Below are 24,633 nucleotides of genomic sequence, written 5' to 3'. Positions count from 1 at the left end.
CCAGGTTTTAAATTTTTATGCAACATTTAAAACTTGATCGTCATAGGACAAAACAAGCATTACTCAACTTAATGATTATTCAACCGTAACCGCTTTTGCAAGATTACGCGGTTGATCCACATCAGTGCCTTTAATTAATGCCACATGATAAGCCAATAACTGCATTGGCACAGTGTAAAAAATAGGAGCAATGATTTCATCTACACTGGGTAAAGTAATAATTTTCATACCTTCAGAACTTTCAAACCCGGCGCTTTCATCTGCAAATACATACAACTGACCACCACGTGCACGTACCTCTTCAATATTTGATTTAACTTTTTCAAGCAAGTCATTGGTTGGTGCAACCACAACAACGGGCATATCTGCATCAACTAGCGCTAATGGGCCATGCTTCAACTCACCTGCCGCATAAGCTTCAGCATGAATGTATGAAATTTCTTTCAATTTAAGCGCCGCTTCCATGGCAATAGGGTAAAATTCACCCCGGCCTAAGAATAATGTGTGCTCTTTATCTGCAAAATCTTCTGCTAAGGCTTCAATCGGTTTATCAAAGGCTAATGCTTTCTCAATTTGCGCTGGGAGTGAATGCAATGCACGTACAATCTTTGCTTCTTTTTCTTTGCTGATAGTGCCCTGCTCTTTACCAATAGCGGTAACCAAAATAAGCATGGCAGCCAGCTGCGTTGTAAATGCTTTGGTGGATGCAACACCAATCTCAGTACCCGCGCGGGTCATAAAAGCAAGATCCGATTCGCGTACCAAAGATGACCCGGAAACATTACAGATAGACATCGCCGACATGTAACCTTTCTGCTTGGCTAAGCGTAACGCTGCCAGCGTATCTGCAGTTTCACCCGATTGTGACAGAGTCAGCAATAGGCTATTTGGACGCACGACAAAATCTCGGTAACGGAATTCAGAAGCTATTTCCACATCACAGCTTACGCCGGCGAGGGACTCAAACCAGTAACGGGCAGCCATGCCTGAGTTATAAGATGTACCGCAGGCGATAATCTGTACATGCTCTACATTTTTCAGGATATCTTTTGCACCAACACCAATACTCTCAACTAATACACTGTCATGACTGATTCGACCTTCCATTGCATTTATTAATGCGCTGGGTTGCTCGAAAATTTCTTTTTGCATAAAGTGTCTGTACTTGCCTTTATCGGCTGCATCTTGCTCAATAGTTGATTCGTGAACTTCACGCTCAATCGCCTTGCCATTCAAATCAAAAACATTAATGTCTCGGCGGGTAATTTCAGCAACATCCCCTTCTTCTAAGAAGATAAAACGACGTGTTACATTTAATAAAGCCAGTTGGTCCGATGCCAGAAAATTTTCCCCAACTCCCAAGCCTATTACCAGTGGACTCCCCGAACGGGCGACCACTAAACGACTTGGATCACGGCGATCCATGACCACAGTGCCATAGGCACCTTCCAGCTGAGGCAATGTCTTTTGCACGGCTTCTAAAAGTGTTTCTGCACTGCGTAATTCCCATTCAACAAGATGGCAAATTACTTCAGTATCGGTTTGTGAAAGAAATTCATAACCACGCCCGCGCAGGGTTTCGCGTAAGCTTTCGTAGTTTTCAATAATACCGTTATGGACGATAACAATATTATCGCCGGAGAGATGAGGATGTGCATTGGCTTCTGAGGGCTCTCCATGTGTTGCCCAGCGCGTATGTGCAATACCGGTTCCACCGCTGACAGGATTAGCGGCAACCGCATTGGCTAATTCTTTTACTTTTCCTAAACGACGTGTTCGTTGTAATTGTCCATCAGCACTAATAACGGCAAGGCCTGCTGAATCATAACCGCGATATTCTAAGCGTTGTAATCCTTCTAATAAGATTTCAGATACATCTCTTTGTGCTACTGCACCAACGATTCCACACATATAGCTATACTCCAAACAATATTGATAAACAAAAATAAATTAATACGTATTTAAAAAACGATCACGGCAAAACATGCATAATATCGTATTTCCATGCATTTTAGTGCATGTTTAGTGGTTTTGCATGTTATTTTTTAAAAAAAATTCTATTTTGATTAGAAAACCGCATAAACATGCACAATAACAATTGTATTGATATACGTAATGATAAGATAAATATTGATCAATAGAACAATTTGAGTGATACAAATTTATGCCATTAAGCGGCTTATACTGCCTGTCATGCTCTTAATCATAAAGGAGTCGTTAGCGCACTGAAAGATGATCGAATCAGCCGCTAAGACCTCACCCGACAGTTTTCTAATGTTAAAAAGCGTCTTTATTGAGTAAACTGCTCAAAAATGCCGGGAAATTTATGTAAGAGTACTTAGTTTCGGTATAGTAGGTTTTTGATGTTGTGACAGTGACGCTACAAAATGGTCAACAGGCCCTAGTTTTTTATTTTGGATAAGTAATGTTACGAAGTAATTTTATCTCTTTTTTGTTATTAAGTTGGAAACTGTCGACAGTATTCATTTTTCCAGTCATTATCTATTTTTATCTGATCTTAATGACTTTTTATACTGACAGCTTTACTTTTCAGCAATTAGACCAAGGCAGCAATATTCATAAAGGAGTCGTGGTTGTGGTTTATATAATCTATCTATTAGTTTGGAAAAGTCTTAACAGAAAAGTTAAGAATTACCTTAAAAAATTTGAATATTCATAATGTTATTATCTCCTTTGATGCTTCTCGTCAGCAGTGCTTCATTAATTTTCAGCCTTATTATTATTTTTTCCTGGGCTTTATTACGTTTAAAAAAACAACGGGATCACTTGTTTATTGAGCAAAAATTAACCGCTCAAGAACTTCTGCACAATCAAAATATAAATATTGAAAAATCCCAAACACTACTGGAAAAACAATCATTCATTGATAGTTTGCAACATCAAAGCAACAAGTTGACTGTACGTTTAAGAGAAACAGAAGTTCATTTGCAGAGCGCCACTCAACGCCTTAGAGAACAGCAGGAAAATGAACAGAAGCTGAGCAATCAATTCGAATTGCTTTCTCAACGTATTTTCAGCGAAAAATCCGCACAGTTTAAACAACTAAACCAAGACAGTATCAGTCAACTACTTGACCCTTTAAAAACCCAGTTAGATAGTTTTAAAAAGCAAGTCACTGATTGTTACGTTAATGAGAGTAAAGAACGTTATAATTTACAGAATGAAATTTCTAACCTGGCCAAACTCAATGAATTAATGCAGCAGGAAACTAATAATCTGACCAATGCATTAAAAGGCGATAATAAGCAGCAGGGTAATTGGGGGGAGATTATTTTACAGCGAATTTTAGAGTCGTCCGGATTGCGTGAGGGCCATGAATACAAAACCCAGGTTAGTTTTCAAAATGATCAGGGGCAGCGTTTACAGCCTGATGTGGTGGTACAATTACCGCAAAACAAAAATATTATTATTGATTCAAAAGTATCTTTAGTCGCCTACGAGCGATTCTTTAATGCCGATGATCTGCAAACCCAAAAAGAGGCATTACAGGCACATGCTCTCTCTCTTCGTCAGCATATTAAAGGATTAGGAAAAAAGAATTATCAGAATTTGATTGGCAGTAATACCCTTGATTATGTTTTATTATTTGTGGCCGTTGAACCCGCTTTTATCACCGCGCTGGAGCATGACCCCGAGTTGGTTAAGTTAGCACTGGATAACAATGTACTACTCGCCAGTCCAACCAACTTAATGATTGCGTTACGTACTATTGATAACTTATGGCGCTTTGAGCAACAGGAGCAAAATGGTCGTTTAATTGCCCAGCAGGCGGGTAAATTATATGACAAATTACGCTTGTTTAGTGAAAATATGTTGGATGTTGGCTCACAGCTGAATAAAGCACAAAACAGTTATGATCGGGCACTGAAGCAATTCAGTCAGGGTCGGGGTAATCTTATTCAACAAGCGGAACAGTTAAAAGAAATGGGCGTAACAGTTACTAAACCTTTACCTGAAACCTTGGTTGAACGCACTAATTTAGAGAATTCTGCTTTCCACGCTAAAAACAGCCAAGACTAGCGGTGCTGAAAATAAGGCTAAAACAAGATCATACCAGCAGGCAAAGCAGCTCGTAGGGTGCGCTCCGCGCACCGATTGCGGCTGGTTGCGGTGCATAGAATGCACCCTACCGACAAAATAATAGAAATTCCATTAATACCAAAACATTAAGTTTATGATCACTTTCTTGAAAGGTAAATTTACGCTCACAAAGCCGTCAGGATGAATTTGAATGGTAAATCTGATCACTTTATTAATGCGTTCGGTATAAGGCTAAAAAAGCCAGTACTAACGGCGCCAAAAATGAGGTAAAAACAAGACCACCACAGTCAGTATCTCTAATCGTCCCATTAGCATACCAATGGCTAAAACCCATTTGGAAGGATCCGATAAAGCTGAAAAATTTCCGCTTGGACCAATGCTCGGATCCAGGCCGGGTCCAACATTGGAAACGGCAGTAATGGAGGCAGACAGAGCAACAATAGCCGTTGAGCCAAACAGTGCTAATAATAAGGTTGAGACTGCAATAGTGCCCATATAGGCCAAAATAAAAGCAATTAAAGAGCGTAGAATATCATCGCTTACGGTGCGATTATTGTAACGTTGCGGAAAGATGCCACGAGGGTGAATTAAGATCATTAACTGACGTTTAAGCATACTGGTGGCAATTTGAAAGCGGAATATTTTTATACCACCCGAGGTTGAACCGGAACAAGCACCAGAAAACATTAACCCCCAAAAAACAACAAGACTAAAATCTCCCCAGGAAATAAAATCATCAAGCCCAAAGCCTGTGGTTGTGACCACAGAAACGACATTAAATAAACTTAATCGCAAGGCATTAGCCGGGGAGAATTGATCACTGAACACTAAATAAGCGGTTAAGCTTAAAGTAAAGAACAAGACCACTTTAATAAAGCCTAAGACTTGAGCATCACGGAAAAGAGTGACTAAACTGTGTTGGTTAAAGGCACGTATCAATAATAAAAATGGCAACCCACCCAAAAACATAAAAATAATGGCATTCCAATGTGCTGCATTGGAAAAATTTCCCATTGAACGATCTGAAGTTGAGTATCCCCCCGTCGAAATAGTCGTCATAGCATGATTTATTGCATCGAAACTCCCCATACCGGCAAGACGATAGCCAACAAAACAGCACACGCTTAAGAAGATGTAGACCAACAAAATATCGATTGCGACACTGCGCGTTTTAGATTCAGCTTTATCTGACCAGTCTGACGATTCTGTCTGGAAGAGGCGCATCCCGCCGACATTCAAAAAGGGTAAAATAGCCACCCCCATCACGATAAAACCAACGCCACCTAACCATTGTAAAATGGAGCGCCACAATAAAATACTCGGATGCATAGTATCTAAATTATTAAGTACTGTACTGCCCGTTGTAGTAATACCCGACATGGTTTCAAAAAAAGCATTACTAAAATTAATATGTTCAATCAGCACAAAAGGTAATGCGGCAAACATACTGGCTAAAACCCACACCCCGGTGGTTAATAAAAACATCTCTCTTACACCTAAGCGAGAGAATTCTTTTTCTTTGCCCATAAAAATAAAAAGAGCAGAAGCCAGGTGAGTAATAATAATAGAGGATAAAAATTCTACGCCACCTAAGGTATTATTATAAAAAGCGAAGACCATGGGCGGATACATAAATATTGCCATTTTTGACAATACCAATCCGGTAATAAAGAGCAGGGGACGAGTAACCACAGGATGACAGAGCTACAAAAAGAACGGACTAGGTTGAAATAATTTTTCAATATCGCTGATAAACTTTTTATTCACCAGAAATAATATAACGTGGTCATCGGTTTCAAGCACAGTATTATCATGGGCGATTAACACTGTCTCATTTCTCACTATTGCGCCGATACTTGTACCTGGCGGTAATTTAAGTTGGCATAATTCTCTGCCGACGACTTTTGAAGTCATGCTGTCACCACGGGCAATAATTTCAATCGCTTCAGCGAGTCCTTCTCGCAAAGAGTAGACGTGCTTCAAATCAGCCTTACGCACATGGGTTAACAGGGCCGAAAGCGTTGCCTGCTGCGGAGAAATAGCGATGTCTAAAATACCTCCCTGTACAAGGTCAAGATAAGCACTGCGCTGGATTAATACCATGACTTTCCTTGCCCCCATACGTTTAGCTAGCATTGCTGACATAATATTAGCCTCATCATCATTGGTAACTGTAATAAAAAGGTCAATTTGATCAATGTGCTCTTCGGTCAATAATTCTTGATCCGATGAATCACCACAAAAGACAATAGTGTTGGAAAGTGTTTCGGAAAGGTATTCTGCCCGTTTTAAATTTTTTTCAATTAATTTAACTGAACAGTCTTTTTCTAGGCGTTTAGCTAAGCTTTCACCAATATAACCGCCACCTACAATCATAATTCGTTTGTAAGGTTTTTCAAGCTTTTGCATCTCACTCATAATGGCACGAATATGTTGACTTGCTGAGATAAAAAACACCTCATCATCCGCTTCAATAATAGTGGTACCCCGTGGACGAATTGCTTTGCCACGCCTGAAAATAGCCGCTACCCGCGCTTCAATATTAGGCATGTGCTGTTTCAATGTAGAAATAGCATTACCCACCAACGAACCACCATAATAGGCTTTAATCGCCATTAAATTCACTTTGCCATTGGCGAAGTTGGCAACTTGCAATGCGCCCGGATAATCAATTAACTGAGTAATGTAATCACTCACTAACTTTTCCGGGGCGATCACATGATCGATCGGGAAAGCACCACTGCCAAATAACTCTTTTTCGTATTGAATAAAACTTTGTGAACGGATACGGGCTATTTTTTTAGGGACATTAAAGAGCGTAAAAGCAATTTGACAGGCTACCATATTGACTTCGTCAGAATTGGTCACGGCAATTAACATGTCCGCGTCTTCGGCTCCTGCCTCAGCGAGTATTACCGGGCTTGAAGCACTCCCCTGAACAACGCGTAAATCAAACCTGTCTTGTAACTCTTGTAAATTATCGGGCGATAAATCAACCACCGTGATATCGTTATTTTCACCAACAAGGTTCTCTGCTAATGAAGCACCCACCTGCCCTGCGCCTAATATAATAATCTTCATGCGATCTTATTATCCTTCAATGATCTGGTTGATAATAAAAACCAGCTGCAATGGCTTTATTACCAGATATTTAATAAAAGCCATCAGACTTTACTTATAACAACATAATTAAGTGATCGATGGATAGCACAAATAACCACAAGCTAAGAAATGTCATTTAGTTTAGTAGTAAATGAACAGACTTGCATAATTGCTCATTAGCAGCATCTTTTATAATGACTTTTGCAATTTTGCATAATAAAAACCATCCATCGCATCTTCATTAGGCAATATCTGCCGTCCTTTATTTTGGATATTGTTTTGGAGATTATCCTGCACAATAAGGGGTATTAACGAGGCATCCTGCCTACTTTCTAAAAAGTCTTGAATTTGTAAATCATTTTCATCGGGCAAAATAGAGCAAGTTGCATAGAGTAGAATACCTCCGGGTTTTAGTTTATCCCATAACGCATGCAAAATATTTTTTTGTAAGCTCACTAAACCTGCAATATCACTCTCTCGGCGTAACCAACGGATGTCCGGATGACGACGAATAACACCGGTAGCACTGCAGGGTGCATCGCAAAGAATACGATCAAACAGCTCACCATGCCACCAACTGCCCGGTTGTGATGCATCACCGTGAATAACGCTTGCCTTAAGTTTAAGACGATCTAAATTCTCTTGAACACGCAGTAACCGTTTAGCATCTGCATCAACAGCCACCATCTGTTTTATATTTTTCTGCAGCTCCAGAACATGCACTGTTTTACCACCAGGTGCTGAACAAGCATCTAAAACCAGATCGCCGGCTTGTGCATCTAAATAATGGGCCGCCAGCTGTGCTGCGCCATCCTGCACTGAAACCCAGCCCTCGGTAAAACCAGGCAATTTGTAAACATCGGTCGGTTTTTCTAAACGCAGTGCATTATCATTAAACTCCGAGCTAAAACTGAGCAGTCCGGCATCATTTAACAGAACCTGGTATTGATCGCGAGTATGATGAAGCGCATTTACCCGTAGCCACATTGGTGCCTGCTGATTATTATTGTGCATAATCTGAGCGGCCAGCTCATCACCATAGGCTGCTTGTAAACGTTTTACGAGCCAACTTGGATGGCAATAAACCAGTGCCGGTTGTTTATTCGCTTTTTCTACCAAGCTCTCCTGCTCACGTAAAAAATTCCGTAACACACCGTTAACCATGCCTTTTAATGCCTGTTTTTTAAGTTCTTTCGCCCCATTAACTGTTTCTCCAACCGCGGCATGGCTGGGAATTCGGGTATACAGTAACTGGTAAAAACCGACTAAAATAAGGAAGTGCAGGTCGCGCTGCTTGCCCTTTAATGCTTTGTCCATCAGAGAACGGCAGAAAAAATCTAAGCGCGGCAAAGTACGTAAAACGCCGTAACAAAGTACCTGTAATAATGCTTTATCTTTAGGAGAAAGATCCTGTTGGACAGGGGGTAAGACATTGGATAATGATTGCCCCTGCTCTACCACTTGATTTAAAATTTTAGCTGCTAATGCTCTTACATTCATGTAATTAACCTTGCTGTAGTAAAGTACCCTGCGCAAACAATTCACGACGAGAATTTAAAATATCTTGTACCGGCAGCGCTTTTTTTCCCGCCAACTGAAGCACTTCAAGGTTTATAATACCTTCACCCGTGGCGACTTGAATGCCATTTTTACTCGCTGTAATAATAGTACCCGCGGTCTGTTCACTTTTGGTCGCAAGTAAACCTGCCTGGCGCACTTTTATGACTTTATCGTCAAGCACAAAATAACTGACCGGCCAGGGATTAAATGCCCGGATACAGCGCTCAATAAAGACGGCATCCTTGGACCAATCAATCAATGCCTCACTTTTACTCAATTTTTTAGCGTAACAGGCTAATTGCGGATCTTGTTTTTCAGCCTTTAATTCCCCCTTAACGAGTTTATTAATAGTATCAACTAATACATCAGGCGCTTGCAGGGCAAGTTTTTCATAGAGCGAAGCACTGGTTTCATCTCTCTCAATTGGACAACTCACTTTAGCTAACATATCACCGGTATCCAGACCTTCATCCATTTGCATGATAGTCACACCCGTCTCTGTATCACCCGCCCAAATTGCACGCTGAATGGGTGCAGCACCCCGCCAGCGAGGCAATAAGGAGCCATGTACATTTAAACAGCCCAAACGAGGTATCCCTAATACCAATTGCGGTAATAATAAACCGTAGGCAACCACAATCATAAGATCGGCATTTAACGCGGCAAGTTGCTTAGTACTGTCAACCTCTTTGAAGTTAGCGGGCTGGTAAACAGGAATCTGTTGCTCCATAGCAAGCTCTTTGACGGCACTCGCGGTTAATCTTTTACCGCGTCCTGCCGGGCGATCCGGTTGTGTATAAACGGCAATCACATTATGCTCGGAGTTTATCAATGCACTAAGATGCTTAGCTGCAAAATCAGGCGTGCCGGCAAAAATTATATTTAGTTTTTCCAAGAGAAACCTTAAAGTAAAAATGATAAATATTTTTTGGTTGTTATATTGCACTCTATTCGACTCTGATTATCAGCCGAAAAAAGTATCGCCAACCCTATACGTTATGTCGTTGTAATTTTTCCAGTTTTGTTTTAATCCGTTTTTGTTTTAAGGGTGACAGATAGTCAATGAATAATTTTCCATTCAGGTGATCGATTTCATGCTGAAGACAAACGGCCAGCAAACCATCAGCCTTTAATACTTGTTGCTTCCCTTCAATATCTAAGTATTCTAAGGTAACAAACTCGGCACGTTTAACCTCTGCATTAGTTTCAGGAACGGAAAGGCAACCCTCTTCCGATATCTCTTCTCCTGAATGTTCGACAATAACGGGGTTAATGATCACCATTGCTTGATTGCGCTGCTCAGAAACATCAATCACGACAAGACGTCGGTGGAAATTTACTTGCGTGGCAGCAAGACCAACCCCCTCTTCCTCATACATGGTTTCAATCATGTTTTCAGCTGTTTTTTTAAGTTCGACCGTGATCTGTTCTACAGGTTTCGCAATCGTTCTTAGACGTTTATCTGGAAAGCGTAATACTTCTAGTAAAGCCATGATATTATCTAATCCTATTGGTTAGTATTAAAGAGTTCTAATTCTAGTCATTTCCGAATATAAAAAAAAGTCTTATTAGTCATCAGACAAGGATTGTTATGAAATTAAACCTAATTACAGCTTTCTTGATAGGTATTGTGGTTTCTGTTGTGGCAATCGCCGACACCCTTACTCTAAAAGATAATCACCCCGAAACCTATGAAGTTGTTAAAGGAGATACTTTATGGGATATTTCTGCTCATTTTTTAAACTCCCCCTGGTTGTGGCCACGTTTATGGCAAAAAAACAGTCAAATTAAAAATCCCGACCTCATTTATCCCGGTGATATATTAACCTTGATTTGGGTTGATGGAGAGCCTCAACTTTCCCGTAAGATATTAAAAAAATTATCACCAACACCAAGATTACAGGAAAAACAGGCAGCCATCCCAACGATTCCCTTAGCTTCTATCTCCTCTTTTTTATCAAGAGACCATATCATTGATCCGGCGTTATTGACTGGTGCACCTCGTTTACTCGGCGATGGAAAGGCAACTCCTCGTTTCTTTGAAGGAGATATCTTTTATGGGCAGGGACAATACGATAAAGGTAAGTTGTATGGTGTTTATCGTTTAGGTGAAGACTATATAGATTCTGTCAGTAAAGAATTTTTAGGCAAGCAACTGATTTTTATTGGCCTCTCAGAAGTCTCTAAAAACCCAAATGTTAGCGGCACCGAGCAGGTCACTCCGCATGATTTTATAAGCAGCTCAAGGGAAGCCCGTCAGGGGGATTTAATATTACCCATTCCGGAATATGAAACACTGCCAGCCTATTTTTTGCCCCAATCAGTTCCAAAAACAATGCAAGGTCAGATTATTGCTGCACTTAACAATTCAAAAGCAGCTGGTAAGTGGGATATTGTGGTGATCAACAAAGGTCAGCGAGATAATGTTCAAATAGGCTCTATGTTTTCTATTTTAAGGTCGGGACCGGGTATTTTAATTAATAAAAATAGCGTTGTTTATCAAAAGTATGCTTCAAAACTTGACCAAATAGGAAGCCCTGATATTAAAATACCCGCAGAGCGTATTGGTGAACTATTGGTATTTAGAGTCTATGATAAAGTAAGTATCGCTATGATAATGCGCAGCACCGAGGTAATAGCCCCAAATTATAAAATACAAGGCCTAGCGTTTTAGTTCTTTAATATCATGTTACTATCTAACCCGATTAATTTTAGGGTCAGATAGTAACAAGGCAGGTAACTATTCAATTTAACTTATTTTCACCACAAAATAATGAACATAATAGTCGCTATTGGATGGTTTTAGATGCCATCCCAACGCTTCATAAACGCACGCTATTAAAACTGCTGACTTATCATTCAATTGAACAGTTATTACAGTTATCTCGAAATCAACTGCAAGCCTACGGATTAAAAGACAATCAAATAGCAGCGCTGCTTAAACCGAATCTAAAATTAATTGAAAGTAACCTGTCCTGGTTAGATAACTCACCAGAAAATCATATTATTTGTTACGACAGCCCACATTACCCGCAATTATTAAGGGAAATAAGCAGCCCCCCATTATTACTTTATTTACAAGGCAATATTGGTTTATTAAGCACCCCTCAAATTGCGATAGTAGGGAGTCGTAACTGTACCCCCTACGGGCAAGAAAAGGCTTATCAATTCGCACAGCAATTAAGTACTTCAGGTTTTACCATTACCAGTGGTTTAGCCATTGGCATTGATGGGCTTGCGCATCAAGGAGCTATTGACAAACAGGGTCATACTGTTGCTGTATTAGGTACCGGATTAAATAACATTTATCCAAAGCGGCATCTTAAACTTGCACAGCAAATAAAAGAAAAGGGGTTGTTGGTATCAGAGTTTTGGCCAAACGCAGCTGCCTTTCCTGCTAATTTCCCCAGACGGAATCGCATTATTTCAGGTTTAAGTTTAGGCGTGTTAGTGATTGAGGCTTCAAAACGTAGCGGATCATTAATCACTGCACGCTATGCATTAGAGCAAAATCGGGATGTCTTTGCCCTGCCCGGTTCAATTGATAATGCAGAGGCCTGGGGCTGCCATCAACTGATTCAACAGGGTGCAAAACTGGTCATGAATACTCAGGATATATGTGATGAATTTAGCCACTTATGTGACCCATTTTCAAGCAGTGATGGAGAAACAACATCCCTTGCCACACCTTGCCACCCTCTCTTAAAGCATATTGATTTTCACCTCACTACCCTTGAGCAATTATTGAATCGTAGCGGTTTCGATGTAGCGACCTTACAAAATCAGTTAATAGAACTTGAGATAACTGGTAGAATAACAGTCACAACCCAAGGTTATATAAAGTTAAGCAATTAGATGCGGTTGTCATTTTATCACCAACATTAAAAAACAAGGTTAAATATGTTTGAAATAATAATGTATCTTTTTGAAAGCTATATGCAAATTGATCAAAGCACAGAAATAGATGCGCAGGAGATCACTGATGAATTATTGGAAGAAGGTTTTCAGAAGAACGATATTTCAAAAGCACTCGCATGGCTTGATAACCTCACTAGCTTACATGAACAGAATCCGGAGAGTAAAACGCAATTAGCAAAAGAAACCTCACATCGAATTTACAGTGCGGCTGAGCAGCACAGAATAAGCTGTGACGGTCAGGGGTTTATCTCCTACTTAAATCAAGCTGACATATTAAATACTCACACACAAGAAGTTGTTATTGATTGTGTCATGTCTTTAGATGTGGATGAATTAACACTTTCTGATCTTAAGTGGTTAATATTAATGGTCTTATTTAACGATCCAAATAGTGAAGATGCCTTTATGCAGCTTGAATCTATGTTACTTGATTTTGAAGATGGATTAATTCATTAATATGCCAAATAGCCAAGAAGGTTTACATAGCCATCATAAAAAAACCAAAGAACTCTGCCCGGAGTGCGCTAGCGAACTGCATATTCGCAATAGTAAACAGGGTATTTTTCTCGGCTGCTCAAACTATCCAGAGTGTAAATATTTGCGGCCTTTGCATGAAAAAAGTGAAATAGAAAAAGTCCTACCAGGCACCCGTTGCGCGCTTTGTGGAAAAGAACAAGTACTAAAACAAGGTAAGTATGGATTATTTATTGGCTGTAGTGCTTATCCTGAATGCTCGCATACAGAACAACTTTCTGAAAAAAAAGAAATAGCAGATGAAAAAGAGTCTGTACCTTGCCCGTCATGTAAAAATGGACATTTAATTAAACGCCACTCTCGATTTGGAAAAATATTTTATGCCTGTGATAACTACCCAAGCTGCAAATATGCGGTTAATGACAAACCAGTCAATCAATTTTGCCCAGACTGTCACTGGCCAATTTTGGTCGAGCGAAAAACAGCCAGCACATTTCGCATAATATGTCCAAAAAAAGGATGTGGTTACCGAGGCAAGCCTATATAATAATTGTTTTTTCGCTAAATTTTTAACCTACAACCCAAAGAGGGAAGAACCTTGACTAAACCTTTTGTAGCCATATTAATGGGCTCAGATTCTGATCTGCCTGTTATGCAAGGTACGATTGAGATATTAAAATCTTTTTCTATCGCTTTTGAAGTTAAAGTAACTTCAGCACACCGTACTCCAGCTGCGACACATGCATATGTAACCGATGCAGAAAATCGTGGTTGTAAAGTATTTATCTGTGCCGCCGGTCTTGCCGCGCACTTAGCCGGCGCTGTTGCTGGAATAACAACACGACCCATTATTGGCGTGCCAATTGACTGTGGCCCCTTAAACGGCCAAGATGCATTATTGTCAACGGTAATGATGCCTGCCGGTGTACCGGTTGCAACTGTTGCAATTGGCAGTGCAGGCGCAAAAAATGCAGCTTATCTTGCAGCGCAAATTCTTGCGGTTGCCGATGACGAGCTGGCAAAACGCGTCAAAGAAAATCGTGCTGAAAATGCGCAAGCTGTTATTGCAAAAGATGCTGCATTACAGCTTAAATTAGCAAGCCTATAACGGATTTGTTACTTTTGTTGAAACAAAGTGAATTAAATGACGCCCTGAAGATACTTAAATCTCAAGGCGTTATTGCATACCCCACTGAGTCTGTTTTTGGATTAGGGTGCGATCCTGACTGCGAAGCTGCCATTCAAAAAATTCTTTTATTAAAACAACGCCCCGCTTATAAGGGATTGATTTTAATAGCCGCCAGTATTGAGCAATTAGAAAAATATGCTGATTTTTCTTTATTAACTGCTGCGCAACTGACAGTGATAAAAAAAACATGGCCAGGCCCAATTACCTGGATTGTACCTTCACAAAAAAACCTTTCAAAATTGATAAGTGGTGACTTTGAAAGCGTTGCGGTAAGAGTGACCGCTCACCCTATCGTTAGGCAGATATGTCTGGCATTTGATAAACCAATCATCTCGACCAGCGCCAATTTATCCAGTTTAGAAGCCGCCTTAAGTAGCCAGCAAGTTAATAAAATGTTCAAAAGTAATACCTTATTGAACTTAGTTATCGATGCCCCTGTTTCTGGGCTATCAACCCCAACACAAATTTTTCATGCATCGACTGGAAAACGGTTGCGATAGCTAACTGTCTTGTGCACGGTAAATTTTCACTGGTAATTTTAAAATGTGAAATTATCTGTTATTTAAAAATCATCAACTATTTTGGAGTCCACATGGATAACTATGCCGTCTTTGGCAATCCAATTAAACAAAGTAAGTCCCCCTTTATTCACACTTTATTTGCACAGCAAACACAAGAAAAGATAGTTTACAGTGCAATTGAACCAGCAACAGATGATTTTAAAACTGCTTTAAAAGACTTTTTTTTAGAACAAGGAAAAGGTTGTAATATTACAGCCCCCTTTAAAGAGCAGGCATACCAATACGCACAACAGTTAACAGAACGGGCAGCATTGGCCGGTGCGGTAAATACTTTGAAATTAACCGATGACGGTATTATCATTGGGGATAATACCGATGGCGCTGGATTGGTATTAGATCTTAAGAACAATAATGTAACGCTTAAGGGGTCTCGTATTTTGTTAATTGGAGCAGGAGGAGCTGCTCGAGGAGTCTGTGGACCGTTATTAGCTGAACACCCAAAAGAGCTGATAATCGCGAACCGTACCTTTTCAAAAGCACAAACCCTCACAACAATATTCACAAAACTAGGCAATATATCTGCTTGTGAATTTTCAGAATTATCAGGTGAGTTCGATTTAATCATCAATTCAACATCTGCGAGTTTACATGGTGAAGTGCCTCTAATCGGTACTAAATTGATTCGACCTGAAACTACAATATACGACATGATGTATAGCGCACAAGTAACCCCCTTTAATGCCTGGGCAAAAGAGCAGGGTGCAAAATTTATCCTTGACGGGTTGGGTATGTTAGTTGGACAAGCAGCAGAAAGTTTTGCGATTTGGCGTGGAGTAAAGCCTGATGCGAAACAAGTGTTAAATGAATTACGTCATCATTTAGCGACTTAGTAAATAACACCAAATTGGTTAATGAAGCTTCTATTTGAACAAAGAAAAATAGATAACAAATTATTGGATTTGCTATAAGTAATCAGGAAATTTTAAATCGTAAGTTAGTGCCGCTAAAGTTGGCCTAAGCAGGCTAATTCATAAAAAGAGAAAAATATGCAATCAGATCGTATTAATAAAGTAATAGAATTATTAAAACCTTACTGGTTAAAAAATAAAGAGTTAAGTCTGATAGAAACTTTAGTGCGCCTGACTCAAGAATCGGGATTTGATAAACCTCTGGAAAAACTGAATGATGAAGTCATTATTTATCATCTCAAAATGGATCAAATCGAAGCTAATGAGATGCTACCTGGCATTGCTAAAGACTGTAAAGATGACTTTAAAACAGCTTTATTACAAGCACGGGGCTTAATTTAAAAAATAATACTAGAAGTGCACAAATTTTCAGCTCCTGCACTCCAACTCCTTTTTCAGTTGCAGACGCTGGTAATGGGACAGGGACAGGGTCCCAGTTCTTGGCACTTGCCTGCCGGCAAGTAATCAGAGCTCGCAGAACTTAGCCTCTTCGTGACACTCAGCTTCTGCAAAATCAACAGTCCTGATAGAGTTCCCCCCGTTTGTAAACCAGTGCTCCCGCGATACTCTCACTGCGGCATGCTGTTAACCTTCACCATGTTCGAGTAGTCATCGTCTCAAACGCTTCAACGAAAAAATCCCAGCTCTTCAAAGAAGGACTGGGATTTATCTGTGTTTAATTACCTAACCTGAGATCGGGTTAAGCCATTATGATATTTTCACCAATTATCACATTTTTTTCATTGGGTGTTAAATTGATTGATGGCTTATCTTTTTGTAGGCAATAGGCAATTAAACCACCCAACATATTTGCAACAAAGCCAGTAATACTGCGATGTCGAGTGTGCTCTACATATGAAATGTTTTTTACTTGATCATTGATTGTTTCGATAAGATAACGCTTGCTGAGCATCGCTTTATCCCACTTGCTTATTACTCCCTTTTTCATGTTTTTTCGAACATTTGTTATCAGTTCAACACCTTTTTCTTGTAATTTACTCGCTAACGCTTTGCCTAAGTAGCCTTTATCACCATATAGTTTGCCTGATAAAGCGCCAACCATGTCAGGAACTGGGTTACGATCATCTACATTACCTTCTGTTATTTTTACACTCAATATATCGCCAAGGTGATTCACTATGAGGTGTAGTTTGAAGCCAAAGAACCACCCCATTGTACCTTTCCCATGCTTGGCCGTTCCGTTAAAAACCTTGTTACGTTTTGCTCTAATAATATGGCATACTGCAATTTTTGTGGAGTCAATAAAAGCAATCCCCGTTGGCTTGCCAAACAAGGTCGTTAAATAGGTATTCAAAGGAATGATGACGGATGGCATAACCTCTATAAACCTTGTGTAGCTTAGTAGCGCAGGGAAATACGGTTTTAAATATTTGGCTACATATCCTAAGTAATAATTTTTAAAATCTCTGTAATGAGATTGATGAAAGCTAATGATAATTGTCATTATTTCGGCTTTACTCATGCGGTTAACCCTTCGTCTTTTTATCTCACCATTGGTTATTAAACGCGCTTCCCACTCAGGGATAAAAGCTTTGCAAAAATCATCTACATCACAAAATGTATCCGTTAAATTAATCATGCCCGTCCCTTTTTATATCTGATTTTTTTTAGTTAAAAGATCAGATCGTGGAACAGGCATTAAGTTCAATTTATTTTAATTCTTATCCCGAATTCAGGTTACCTAGCTTGTGCGAGATACTGGCCATGGAATAGGACTCGCAGAGCTCGTCCGCTCATAAACCTTGGCTAACGCGTGATTCTACAGGGCACGCAGAGCTTAGCCCGCTCATGACACTTTGCTAATGCAAAATTCGCCTCCATACTCGAGAGTAAGTCATCAATCGATAGAATTAAAAAAAACCAGTAAGAAAAGACTTACTGGGTTGGTTTAATTAGGCGCTTGGCGATGGAACAGGACTCGCAGAGCTCGTCCGCTCATAAACCTTGGCTGGCGCCAAATTCGCCCTACTGTCACATGGCTTGAATGCCACTCCGTGGCTGCTCTTTATGTCCGATGCTCGAGTAGTCATCATCTCAAGCACTCAAACAAAAAATCCCTGCTGACATTAGTCAACAGGGATTTATCTGGATTTAATTGCTTAGCTTGTGCGAGATGCGGGCGATGGAACAGGACTCGCAGAGCTCCTCCGCTCATAAACCCAGGCTGTCGCCTGATTCGCCCTACTATCACATGATCTGAATGCCTTCGGCATGCTTTTTTATAATTCCCATGTTCGAGTTGGTCATCACGTCAAAGCCGTAATAACGAAAAAATCCCAGCCCTTCTTTCGAAGGACTGGGATTTATCGTTATTAGGCGCTTGGCGATGACCTACTCTCACATGGGGAGACCCCACACTACCATCGGCGCAATTGCGTTTCACTGCTGAGTTCGGAATGGGATCAGGTGGTACCACAATGCTATGGTCGCCAAGCATAAAAAGTTAATTAGAAAAGCTGTTTATTGTTCTGTGTTTTGATACAAGCATTAATTTTTGTAAAATATGTTTCGCAAGCATATTTTTTTTTTGTCTTGGATACTGTTGTTTCAACTCTTAGCTTAATCAGAGGGAATGTTAATAACATTCACTGACCCACTATGCGTCTACTGCAACTCAACACGTCTTAGGTGTTGTATGGTTAAGCCTCACGGGTAATTAGTACAAGTTAGCTCAATACATTACTGCACTTACACACCTTGCCTATCAACGTTGTAGTCTCCAACGGCCCTTTAGGGAGCTTAAAGCTCCAGTGAGAACTCATCTCGAGGCTCGCTTCCCGCTTAGATGCTTTCAGCGGTTATCGATTCCGAACGTAGCTACCGGGCAATGCATCTGGCGATACAACCCGAACACCAGCGGTTCGTCCACTCCGGTCCTCTCGTACTAGGAGCAGCTCCTCTCAATTCTCAAACGCCCACGGCAGATAGGGACCGAACTGTCTCACGACGTTCTAAACCCAGCTCGCGTACCACTTTAAATGGCGAACAGCCATACCCTTGGGACCGACTTCAGCCCCAGGATGTGATGAGCCGACATCGAGGTGCCAAACACCGCCGTCGATATGAACTCTTGGGCGGTATCAGCCTGTTATCCCCGGAGTACCTTTTATCCGTTGAGCGATGGCCCTTCCATTCAGAACCACCGGATCACTATGACCTACTTTCGTACCTGCTCGACGTGTCTGTCTCGCAGTTAAGCTGGCTTATACCATTGTACTAACCTCACGATGTCCGACCGTGATTAGCCAACCTTCGTACTCCTCCGTTACTCTTTAGGAGGAGACCGCCCCAGTCAAACTACCCACCAAACAGTGTCCCAAACCCCGATTCAGGGGCCATGGTTAGAACTCAAAACATACAAGGGTGGTATTTCAAGGTTGGCTCCACGTCATCTAGCGACAACGCTTCAAAGCCTCCCACCTATCCTACACATGTAGGCTCTAAGTTCACTGCTAAGCTGTAGTAAAGGTTCACGGGGTCTTTCCGTCTAGCCGCGGGGACGCAGCATCTTCACTGCGATTTCAACTTCACTGAGTCTCGGGTGGAGACAGCATGGCCATCATTACGCCATTCGTGCAGGTCGGAACTTACCCGACAAGGAATTTCGCTACCTTAGGACCGTTATAGTTACGGCCGCCGTTTACCGGGGCTTCGATCAAAAGCTTCGACCTAAGTCTAACCTCATCAATTAACCTTCCGGCACCGGGCAGGCGTCACACCCTATACGTCATCTTACGATTTAGCAGAGTGCTGTGTTTTTAATAAACAGTTGCAGCCATCTGGTATCTTCGGCCTCCAACAGCTCAGAGAGCAAGTCTCGTCACCGTCGGAGGCGTACCTTCTCCCGAAGTTACGGTACCATTTTGCCTAGTTCCTTCACCCGAGTTCTCTCAAGCGCCTTAGTATTCTCTACCTGACCACCTGTGTCGGTTTGGGGTACGATCCTCTATTATCTGAAGCTTAGAGACTTTTCCTGGAAGCATGGCATCAATGACTTCATCACCTTGGTGACTCGACATCGTGTCTCAGCGTTAAAAGAAACCCGGATTTACCTAAGTCTCCCGCCTACGCACTTGAACCTGGACAACCATCGCCAGGCCCACCTAGCCTTCTCCGTCCTCCCATCGCAATAATAAAGGGTACGGGAATATTAACCCGTTTCCCATCGACTACGCCTTTCGGCCTCGCCTTAGGGGTCGACTCACCCTGCCCCGATTAACGTTGGACAGGAACCCTTGGTCTTCCGGCGGGGAGGTTTTTCACCTCCCTTATCGTTACTCATGTCAACATTCGCACTTCTGATACCTCCAGGATGGTTTACACCTTTCCCTTCGACGGCTTACAGAACGCTCCTCTACCATGCCTATAAATAAGCATCCGCAGCTTCGGTGATATGTTTAGCCCCGTTAAATCTTCCGCGCAGACCGACTCGACTAGTGAGCTATTACGCTTTCTTTAAAAGATGGCTGCTTCTAAGCCAACTTCCTAGCTGTCTGAGCCTTTCCACATCGTTTCCCACTTAACATATACTTAGGGACCTTAGCTGGCGGTCTGGGTTGTTTCCCTTTCCACGACGGACGTTAGCACCCGCCGTGTGTCTCCCGTGATTGCACTTGTTGGTATTCGGAGTTTGCATGGGGTTGGTAAGTCGGGATGACCCCCTAGCCCAAACAGTGCTCTACCCCCAACAGTGATACACGAGGCGCTACCTAAATAGCTTTCGAGGAGAACCAGCTATCTCTTGGTTTGATTGGCCTTTCACCCCCAGCCACAAGTCATCCCCTAATTTTTCAACATTAGTGGGTTCGGTCCTCCAGTTGATGTTACTCAACCTTCAACCTGCTCATGGCTAGATCACCAAGTTTCGGGTCTAATCCCAGCAACTATTCGCCCAGTTAAGACTCGGTTTCCCTACGGCTCCCCTATTTGGTTAACCTTGCTACTGAAATTAAGTCGTTGACCCATTATACAAAAGGTACGCAGTCACGGAACACAATGTCCGCTCCTACTGCTTGTACGTACACGGTTTCAGGTTCTATTTCACTCCCCTCACAGGGGTTCTTTTCGCCTTTCCCTCACGGTACTGGTTCACTATCGGTCAATTAGGAGTATTTAGCCTTGGAGGATGGTCCCCCCATATTCAGTCAGGATTTCTCGTGTCCCGACCTACTCGCTTTCACTGTAAAGAAGTTTTTGTGTACGGGGCTATCACCCTGTATCGCGGCACTTTCCAGAGCCTTCCACTAACTTTTAAACAGCTTAAGGGCTGTTCCAATTTCGCTCGCCGCTACTATCGGAATCTCGGTTGATTTCTTTTCCTAAGGGTACTTAGATGTTTCAGTTCCCCTCGTTCGCTTCGTTAAGCTATGTATTCACTTAACGATGACACTAAGTGCCGGGTTGCCCCATTCGGAAATTCCAGGATATAACGCTTGTTATCAACTCCCCTGGACTTATCGCAGATTACCACGTCCTTCATCGCCTCTAATTGCCTAGGCATCCACCGTGCACGCTTATTCACTTAACCATACAACACCTAAAAGGTGTCACTTTAAGCGTTTTTATGAATGTTAATAACATTCAAAAAACACATAAGACAACAAAATCTAGATTTTGTATTTATTTGAGTTTCCAAGACGCTTGCGATTTCTCATATTTTACAATACAAAAAACAACATTCGTTTTTCGTGCACCTAAGAATAATTGAATTAACAATCACTCAATAGATACGTATATTATCCAAAGTATCAGTTTGAATAATATTTATTTTTGCTTTATTCATTTACTAACACCTAAGTGTTAATAAACGAGAACTGTTTATATTTCACTGTGTGAAATACAAACTTTTCGTTTAATTTATCACACCAATCAACACCTGAGTGCCATTGTTTTTGTGTGATAAAAAGAACTTTTATCAGCTTTCCTAATTGTTAAAGAGCAGTGTTAAAAAAACACTTATTAATTATTCTTTATAAAGAACAGTTAATAAGTGCGTCATTATAAGCAGGTTCAATTTTCTTAAATACAGAAAATTAATTTGCGGAGCAAATATAACTTTTATTTATTTAAATAAAAAGTGGTATCCCCAAGGGGATTTGAACCCCTGTTACCGCCGTGAAAGGGCGGTGTCCTAGGCCTCTAGACGATGGGGACATAGAAACTACTTGCGCTTTATCATTTTAATCAAACAATCTGTGTGAACACTCATTGTCCCTAACGTACATTTGCTACGCAAATCTACTAGCGGTTTAAGTTTTTGCTACGCAAATACTTAATGTGTGTCTCTTTACGTAAGGAGGTGATCCAGCCCCAGGTTCCCCTAGGGCTACCTTGTTACGACTTCACCCCAGTCATGAACCACACCGTGGTCATCGCCATCCCCGAAAGGTTAAGCTAATGACTTCTGGTGCAGCCCACTCCCATGGTGTGACGGGCGGTGTGTACAAGGCCCGGGAACGTATTCACCGTGGCATTCTGATCCACGATTACTAGCGATTCCAACTTCACGGAGTCGAGTTGCAGACTCCGATCCGGACTACGACAAACTTTATGAGATTCGCATACCTTCGCAGGCTAGCAACCCTTTGTATTTGCCATTGTAGCACGTGTGTAGCCCATCCCGTAAGGGCCATGATGACTTGACGTCGTCCCCACCTTCCTCCGGTTTATCACCGGCAGTCTCCCTAGAGTTCCCACCATTACGTGCTGGCAACTAAGGATAAGGGTTGCGCTCGTTGCGGGACTTAACCCAACATTTCACAACACGAGCTGACGACAGCCATGCAGCACCTGTCTCAGAGTTCCCGAAGGCACTCTACTATCTCTAACAGATTCTCTGGATGTCAAGGGATGGTAAGGTTCTTCGCGTTGCATCGAATTAAACCACATGCTCCACCGCTTGTGCGGGCCCCCGTCAATTCATTTGAGTTTTAACCTTGCGGCCGTACTCCCCAGGCGGTCTATTTAATGCGTTAGCTTTGAAACCCACGGCATATAGCCACAAACTTCTAATAGACATCGTTTACTGCGTGGACTACCGGGGTATCTAATCCCGTTTGCTCCCCACGCCTTCGCGCCTCAGCGTCAGTCTTTGTCCAGGTGGCCGCCTTCGCCACTGGTATTCCTTCAGATCTCTACGCATTTCACCGCTACACCTGAAATTCTACCACCCTCTACAAAACTCTAGTTAACCAGTTTCAAATGCAGTTCCAAGGTTGAGCCCTGGGCTTTCACATCTGACTTAATTAACCGCCTACGCGCGCTTTACGCCCAGTAATTCCGATTAACGCTCGCACCCTCCGTATTACCGCGGCTGCTGGCACGGAGTTAGCCGGTGCTTCTTCTGCGAGTAACGTCACAGATAGTGGATATTAACCATTACCCTTTCCTCCTCGCTGAAAGTGCTTTACAACCCGAAAGCCTTCTTCACACACGCGGCATGGCTGCATCAGAGTTTCCTCCATTGTGCAATATTCCCCACTGCTGCCTCCCGTAGGAGTCTGGACCGTGTCTCAGTTCCAGTGTGGCTGGTCATCCTCTAAGACCAGCTAGGGATCGACGCCTTGGTAAGCCATTACCTTACCAACTAGCTAATCCCACTTGGGCTCATCTTGTCGCGATAGCATATAAATAGAGGCCACCTTTGGTCCGGAGACATTATGCGGTATTAGCAGTCGTTTCCAACTGTTGTCCCCCGCAACAAGGCAAATTCCCAAGCATTACTCACCCGTCCGCCACTCGTCAGCAAAATAGCAAGCTATTCTCTGTTACCGTTCGACTTGCATGTGTTAAGCCTGCCGCCAGCGTTCAATCTGAGCCATGATCAAACTCTTCAATTTAAAGTTTAATTTGCAGCTTGCGCTGCGACTCAATATAACTGACTAAAACTAATTACTCTTCATCTCCATACCTAAGTACAAAAACAATGAATAACTTATTATTCTGAATAAATAAATTTATTCGTGTGTCACTTTTATTGATGAGCAATCTATTCACGAAGTGAAAAGTTACTGCCTTGTGCTACATAAGCAGCAAAAGGACTTTGATTTTTTTGAAATCACATCAACAATAAGTGTCCACACAGATTGTTTGATTAAATTGTTAAAGAGCGTGCCTTTCGGCGAGGTGCGCATATTACGCTACCTGCAAACGATGTCAAGGGTTAGTTTTAATGTTTTTAATCAACGTGATACATTATTAAAAACTTAACCTCTTTCGTTCTAAATAACCGGACTGACTTGCGTCTTTCCCGTTTCCGTGGGGCGCATTATAGAGATTTTATGAACCTTGGCAAGGGCTTTATTGATGATTATTTCAATAAAATGCGCGAACGATTAATTAACAAGCAAAATGCTGTTTAGTTAGCCGTTATTGTATTGTTTTACTACTGATTAGCTGGTTTATAGATTTTTGAGGGTACAATTTTTTAGTAACGAAGTGAGTTATCACAAAACCAGCCGCCGCCCAGCTAATCGCGATTAATATAATGATGGCTTCATTGGTTATATTAAACTGTTTCGCTATCAATGCACTAGTAATAAAAAAGAGCAGGGGGACAAGGTAGACTAACATGGCACTTTTTATTAAATCATTATTGCTAATATTCAGTTCAACAAACTTATCAACTTCCATTTCCTTTGCATAAGGAATGGTAAATTGAAGTGCTTTATCTGAAAATGTTTTTGATACAACACCCACACCGCAGGTATCATTATTTTGGCATGAGGAGCAAGCTGATTTTGAAATGTATTCAATATGAGCAAGGGTTTTACCCTCACTTTTTTCTATTGCTATTATTTTCCCTTTTTCAGCTACCATT

18 protein-coding genes, 1 tRNA gene and 3 rRNA genes are annotated in these 24,633 nt (G+C 41.5%); 10 read left to right on the top strand and 12 right to left on the bottom strand.

Features of this window, described 5'->3' with window-relative positions; translation table 11 throughout:
* Positions 1–75: 75 nt before the first annotated feature.
* The gene (gene glmS, locus PING_RS00495; RefSeq protein ID WP_011768518.1) at positions 76–1,911 is read right to left on the bottom strand and encodes a glutamine--fructose-6-phosphate transaminase (isomerizing); all 1,836 of its coding nucleotides are present in this window, start codon (positions 1,909–1,911) and stop codon (positions 76–78) included.
* A gap of 514 nt (positions 1,912–2,425) precedes the next feature.
* Between glmS and PING_RS00490 the strand changes: the two genes are divergently transcribed.
* Both PING_RS00490 and rmuC read left to right on the top strand, forming a co-directional pair.
* On the top strand, positions 2,426–2,680 hold the full coding sequence (locus tag PING_RS00490) for a hypothetical protein (RefSeq protein ID WP_011768517.1): 255 nt from the start codon (positions 2,426–2,428) through the stop codon (positions 2,678–2,680).
* On the top strand, positions 2,680–4,041 hold the full coding sequence (rmuC, locus tag PING_RS00485; protein WP_011768516.1) for a DNA recombination protein RmuC: 1,362 nt from the start codon (positions 2,680–2,682) through the stop codon (positions 4,039–4,041). Before PING_RS00490 ends, rmuC begins: the two co-directional genes overlap by 1 nt.
* Before the next feature lie 267 nt (positions 4,042–4,308).
* Here the strand turns inward: rmuC and PING_RS00480 are convergent, their stop codons facing one another.
* The 5 genes from PING_RS00480 to def form a co-directional block, all read right to left on the bottom strand.
* Positions 4,309–5,706, bottom strand: a complete 1,398-nt coding sequence (locus PING_RS00480; RefSeq protein ID WP_049752934.1) for a TrkH family potassium uptake protein — start codon at positions 5,704–5,706, stop codon at positions 4,309–4,311.
* Between the two features lie 60 nt (positions 5,707–5,766).
* The gene (gene trkA, locus PING_RS00475; RefSeq protein ID WP_011768514.1) at positions 5,767–7,143 is read right to left on the bottom strand and encodes a Trk system potassium transporter TrkA; all 1,377 of its coding nucleotides are present in this window, start codon (positions 7,141–7,143) and stop codon (positions 5,767–5,769) included.
* A 210-nt stretch (positions 7,144–7,353) separates the two neighbouring features.
* A complete protein-coding gene (gene rsmB / locus PING_RS00470) occupies positions 7,354–8,664 on the bottom strand; it encodes a 16S rRNA (cytosine(967)-C(5))-methyltransferase RsmB (RefSeq protein WP_011768513.1) in 1,311 nt (436 codons plus the stop codon).
* 4 nt (positions 8,665–8,668) lie between these two features.
* The gene (fmt, locus tag PING_RS00465) at positions 8,669–9,619 is read right to left on the bottom strand and encodes a methionyl-tRNA formyltransferase (RefSeq protein ID WP_011768512.1); all 951 of its coding nucleotides are present in this window, start codon (positions 9,617–9,619) and stop codon (positions 8,669–8,671) included.
* A 94-nt stretch (positions 9,620–9,713) separates the two neighbouring features.
* A complete protein-coding gene (def, locus tag PING_RS00460) occupies positions 9,714–10,217 on the bottom strand; it encodes a peptide deformylase (protein WP_011768511.1) in 504 nt (167 codons plus the stop codon).
* Positions 10,218–10,315: 98 nt separating this feature from the next.
* Here def and PING_RS00455 point away from each other — a divergent pair, with 98 nt between their 5' ends.
* The 8 genes from PING_RS00455 (at position 10,316) to PING_RS00420 (ending at position 16,136) form a co-directional block, all read left to right on the top strand.
* Positions 10,316–11,398 (top strand): LysM peptidoglycan-binding domain-containing protein, encoded by a 1,083-nt coding sequence (locus tag PING_RS00455; protein ID WP_011768510.1) that lies wholly within the window; start codon positions 10,316–10,318, stop codon positions 11,396–11,398.
* A gap of 122 nt (positions 11,399–11,520) precedes the next feature.
* Entirely contained in the window at positions 11,521–12,579 is a 1,059-nt protein-coding gene (gene dprA, locus PING_RS00450; RefSeq protein WP_011768509.1) for a DNA-processing protein DprA, read from the top strand.
* A 45-nt stretch (positions 12,580–12,624) separates the two neighbouring features.
* Positions 12,625–13,098, top strand: a complete 474-nt coding sequence (locus tag PING_RS00445) for a DUF494 domain-containing protein (RefSeq protein WP_011768508.1) — start codon at positions 12,625–12,627, stop codon at positions 13,096–13,098.
* 1 nt (position 13,099) lies between these two features.
* Positions 13,100–13,663 (top strand): DNA topoisomerase family protein, encoded by a 564-nt coding sequence (locus PING_RS00440; RefSeq protein ID WP_011768507.1) that lies wholly within the window; start codon positions 13,100–13,102, stop codon positions 13,661–13,663.
* Positions 13,664–13,714: 51 nt separating this feature from the next.
* Complete coding sequence (gene purE / locus PING_RS00435) at positions 13,715–14,224, top strand: 5-(carboxyamino)imidazole ribonucleotide mutase (protein ID WP_011768506.1); 510 nt, start codon at positions 13,715–13,717, stop codon at positions 14,222–14,224.
* Between the two features lie 14 nt (positions 14,225–14,238).
* Complete coding sequence (locus PING_RS00430; RefSeq protein ID WP_041765697.1) at positions 14,239–14,805, top strand: L-threonylcarbamoyladenylate synthase; 567 nt, start codon at positions 14,239–14,241, stop codon at positions 14,803–14,805.
* A 92-nt stretch (positions 14,806–14,897) separates the two neighbouring features.
* Positions 14,898–15,716: a shikimate dehydrogenase gene (gene aroE / locus PING_RS00425; protein ID WP_011768504.1), complete on the top strand. Its 819-nt coding sequence runs from the start codon at positions 14,898–14,900 to the stop codon at positions 15,714–15,716.
* Between the two features lie 156 nt (positions 15,717–15,872).
* Complete coding sequence (locus tag PING_RS00420; RefSeq protein ID WP_011768503.1) at positions 15,873–16,136, top strand: YihD family protein; 264 nt, start codon at positions 15,873–15,875, stop codon at positions 16,134–16,136.
* 358 nt (positions 16,137–16,494) lie between these two features.
* Here PING_RS00420 and PING_RS00415 read toward each other — a convergent pair whose 3' ends face one another.
* From PING_RS00415 to PING_RS00390, 6 genes are all read right to left on the bottom strand, one after another.
* Positions 16,495–17,394: an IS982 family transposase gene (locus tag PING_RS00415; RefSeq protein ID WP_011768502.1), complete on the bottom strand. Its 900-nt coding sequence runs from the start codon at positions 17,392–17,394 to the stop codon at positions 16,495–16,497.
* Between the two features lie 739 nt (positions 17,395–18,133).
* Positions 18,134–18,249, bottom strand: a 5S ribosomal RNA gene (gene rrf, locus PING_RS00410).
* Between the two features lie 201 nt (positions 18,250–18,450).
* Positions 18,451–21,342 (bottom strand): 23S ribosomal RNA (locus PING_RS00405).
* Between the two features lie 550 nt (positions 21,343–21,892).
* A tRNA-Glu gene (locus tag PING_RS00400) sits at positions 21,893–21,968 on the bottom strand.
* A 138-nt stretch (positions 21,969–22,106) separates the two neighbouring features.
* Positions 22,107–23,653, bottom strand: a 16S ribosomal RNA gene (locus tag PING_RS00395).
* Together the 16S, 23S and 5S rRNA genes with 1 tRNA gene alongside form the textbook arrangement of a ribosomal RNA operon.
* 529 nt (positions 23,654–24,182) lie before the next feature.
* Entirely contained in the window at positions 24,183–24,632 is a 450-nt protein-coding gene (locus PING_RS00390) for a SoxR reducing system RseC family protein (protein ID WP_011768501.1), read from the bottom strand.
* Between the last annotated feature and the right edge of the window lies 1 nt (position 24,633).

The organism is Psychromonas ingrahamii 37 (genome assembly GCF_000015285.1).
Taxonomy (GTDB): domain Bacteria; phylum Pseudomonadota; class Gammaproteobacteria; order Enterobacterales; family Psychromonadaceae; genus Psychromonas; species Psychromonas ingrahamii.
This window is presented reverse-complemented; position numbering and strand designations above follow the sequence as displayed.

Excerpts from the sequence above, each read along its gene's own strand:
- PING_RS00490 (WP_011768517.1), top strand. The coding sequence starts at position 2,426 with ATGTTACGAAGTAATTTTATCTCTTTTTTGTTATTAAGTTGGAAACTG.
- PING_RS00455 (WP_011768510.1), top strand. The coding sequence starts at position 10,316 with ATGAAATTAAACCTAATTACAGCTTTCTTGATAGGTATTGTGGTTTCT.
- trkA (WP_011768514.1), bottom strand. The coding sequence starts at position 7,143 with ATGAAGATTATTATATTAGGCGCAGGGCAGGTGGGTGCTTCATTAGCA.
- PING_RS00420 (WP_011768503.1), top strand. The coding sequence starts at position 15,873 with ATGCAATCAGATCGTATTAATAAAGTAATAGAATTATTAAAACCTTAC.
- aroE (WP_011768504.1), top strand. The coding sequence starts at position 14,898 with ATGGATAACTATGCCGTCTTTGGCAATCCAATTAAACAAAGTAAGTCC.
- glmS (WP_011768518.1), bottom strand. The coding sequence starts at position 1,911 with ATGTGTGGAATCGTTGGTGCAGTAGCACAAAGAGATGTATCTGAAATC.
- PING_RS00390 (WP_011768501.1), bottom strand. The coding sequence starts at position 24,632 with ATGGTAGCTGAAAAAGGGAAAATAATAGCAATAGAAAAAAGTGAGGGT.
- def (WP_011768511.1), bottom strand. The coding sequence starts at position 10,217 with ATGGCTTTACTAGAAGTATTACGCTTTCCAGATAAACGTCTAAGAACG.
- rsmB (WP_011768513.1), bottom strand. The coding sequence starts at position 8,664 with ATGAATGTAAGAGCATTAGCAGCTAAAATTTTAAATCAAGTGGTAGAG.
- PING_RS00440 (WP_011768507.1), top strand. The coding sequence starts at position 13,100 with ATGCCAAATAGCCAAGAAGGTTTACATAGCCATCATAAAAAAACCAAA.
- PING_RS00445 (WP_011768508.1), top strand. The coding sequence starts at position 12,625 with ATGTTTGAAATAATAATGTATCTTTTTGAAAGCTATATGCAAATTGAT.
- rmuC (WP_011768516.1), top strand. The coding sequence starts at position 2,680 with ATGTTATTATCTCCTTTGATGCTTCTCGTCAGCAGTGCTTCATTAATT.
- PING_RS00415 (WP_011768502.1), bottom strand. The coding sequence starts at position 17,394 with ATGATTAATTTAACGGATACATTTTGTGATGTAGATGATTTTTGCAAA.
- dprA (WP_011768509.1), top strand. The coding sequence starts at position 11,521 with ATGGTTTTAGATGCCATCCCAACGCTTCATAAACGCACGCTATTAAAA.
- PING_RS00480 (WP_049752934.1), bottom strand. The coding sequence starts at position 5,706 with ATGGCAATATTTATGTATCCGCCCATGGTCTTCGCTTTTTATAATAAT.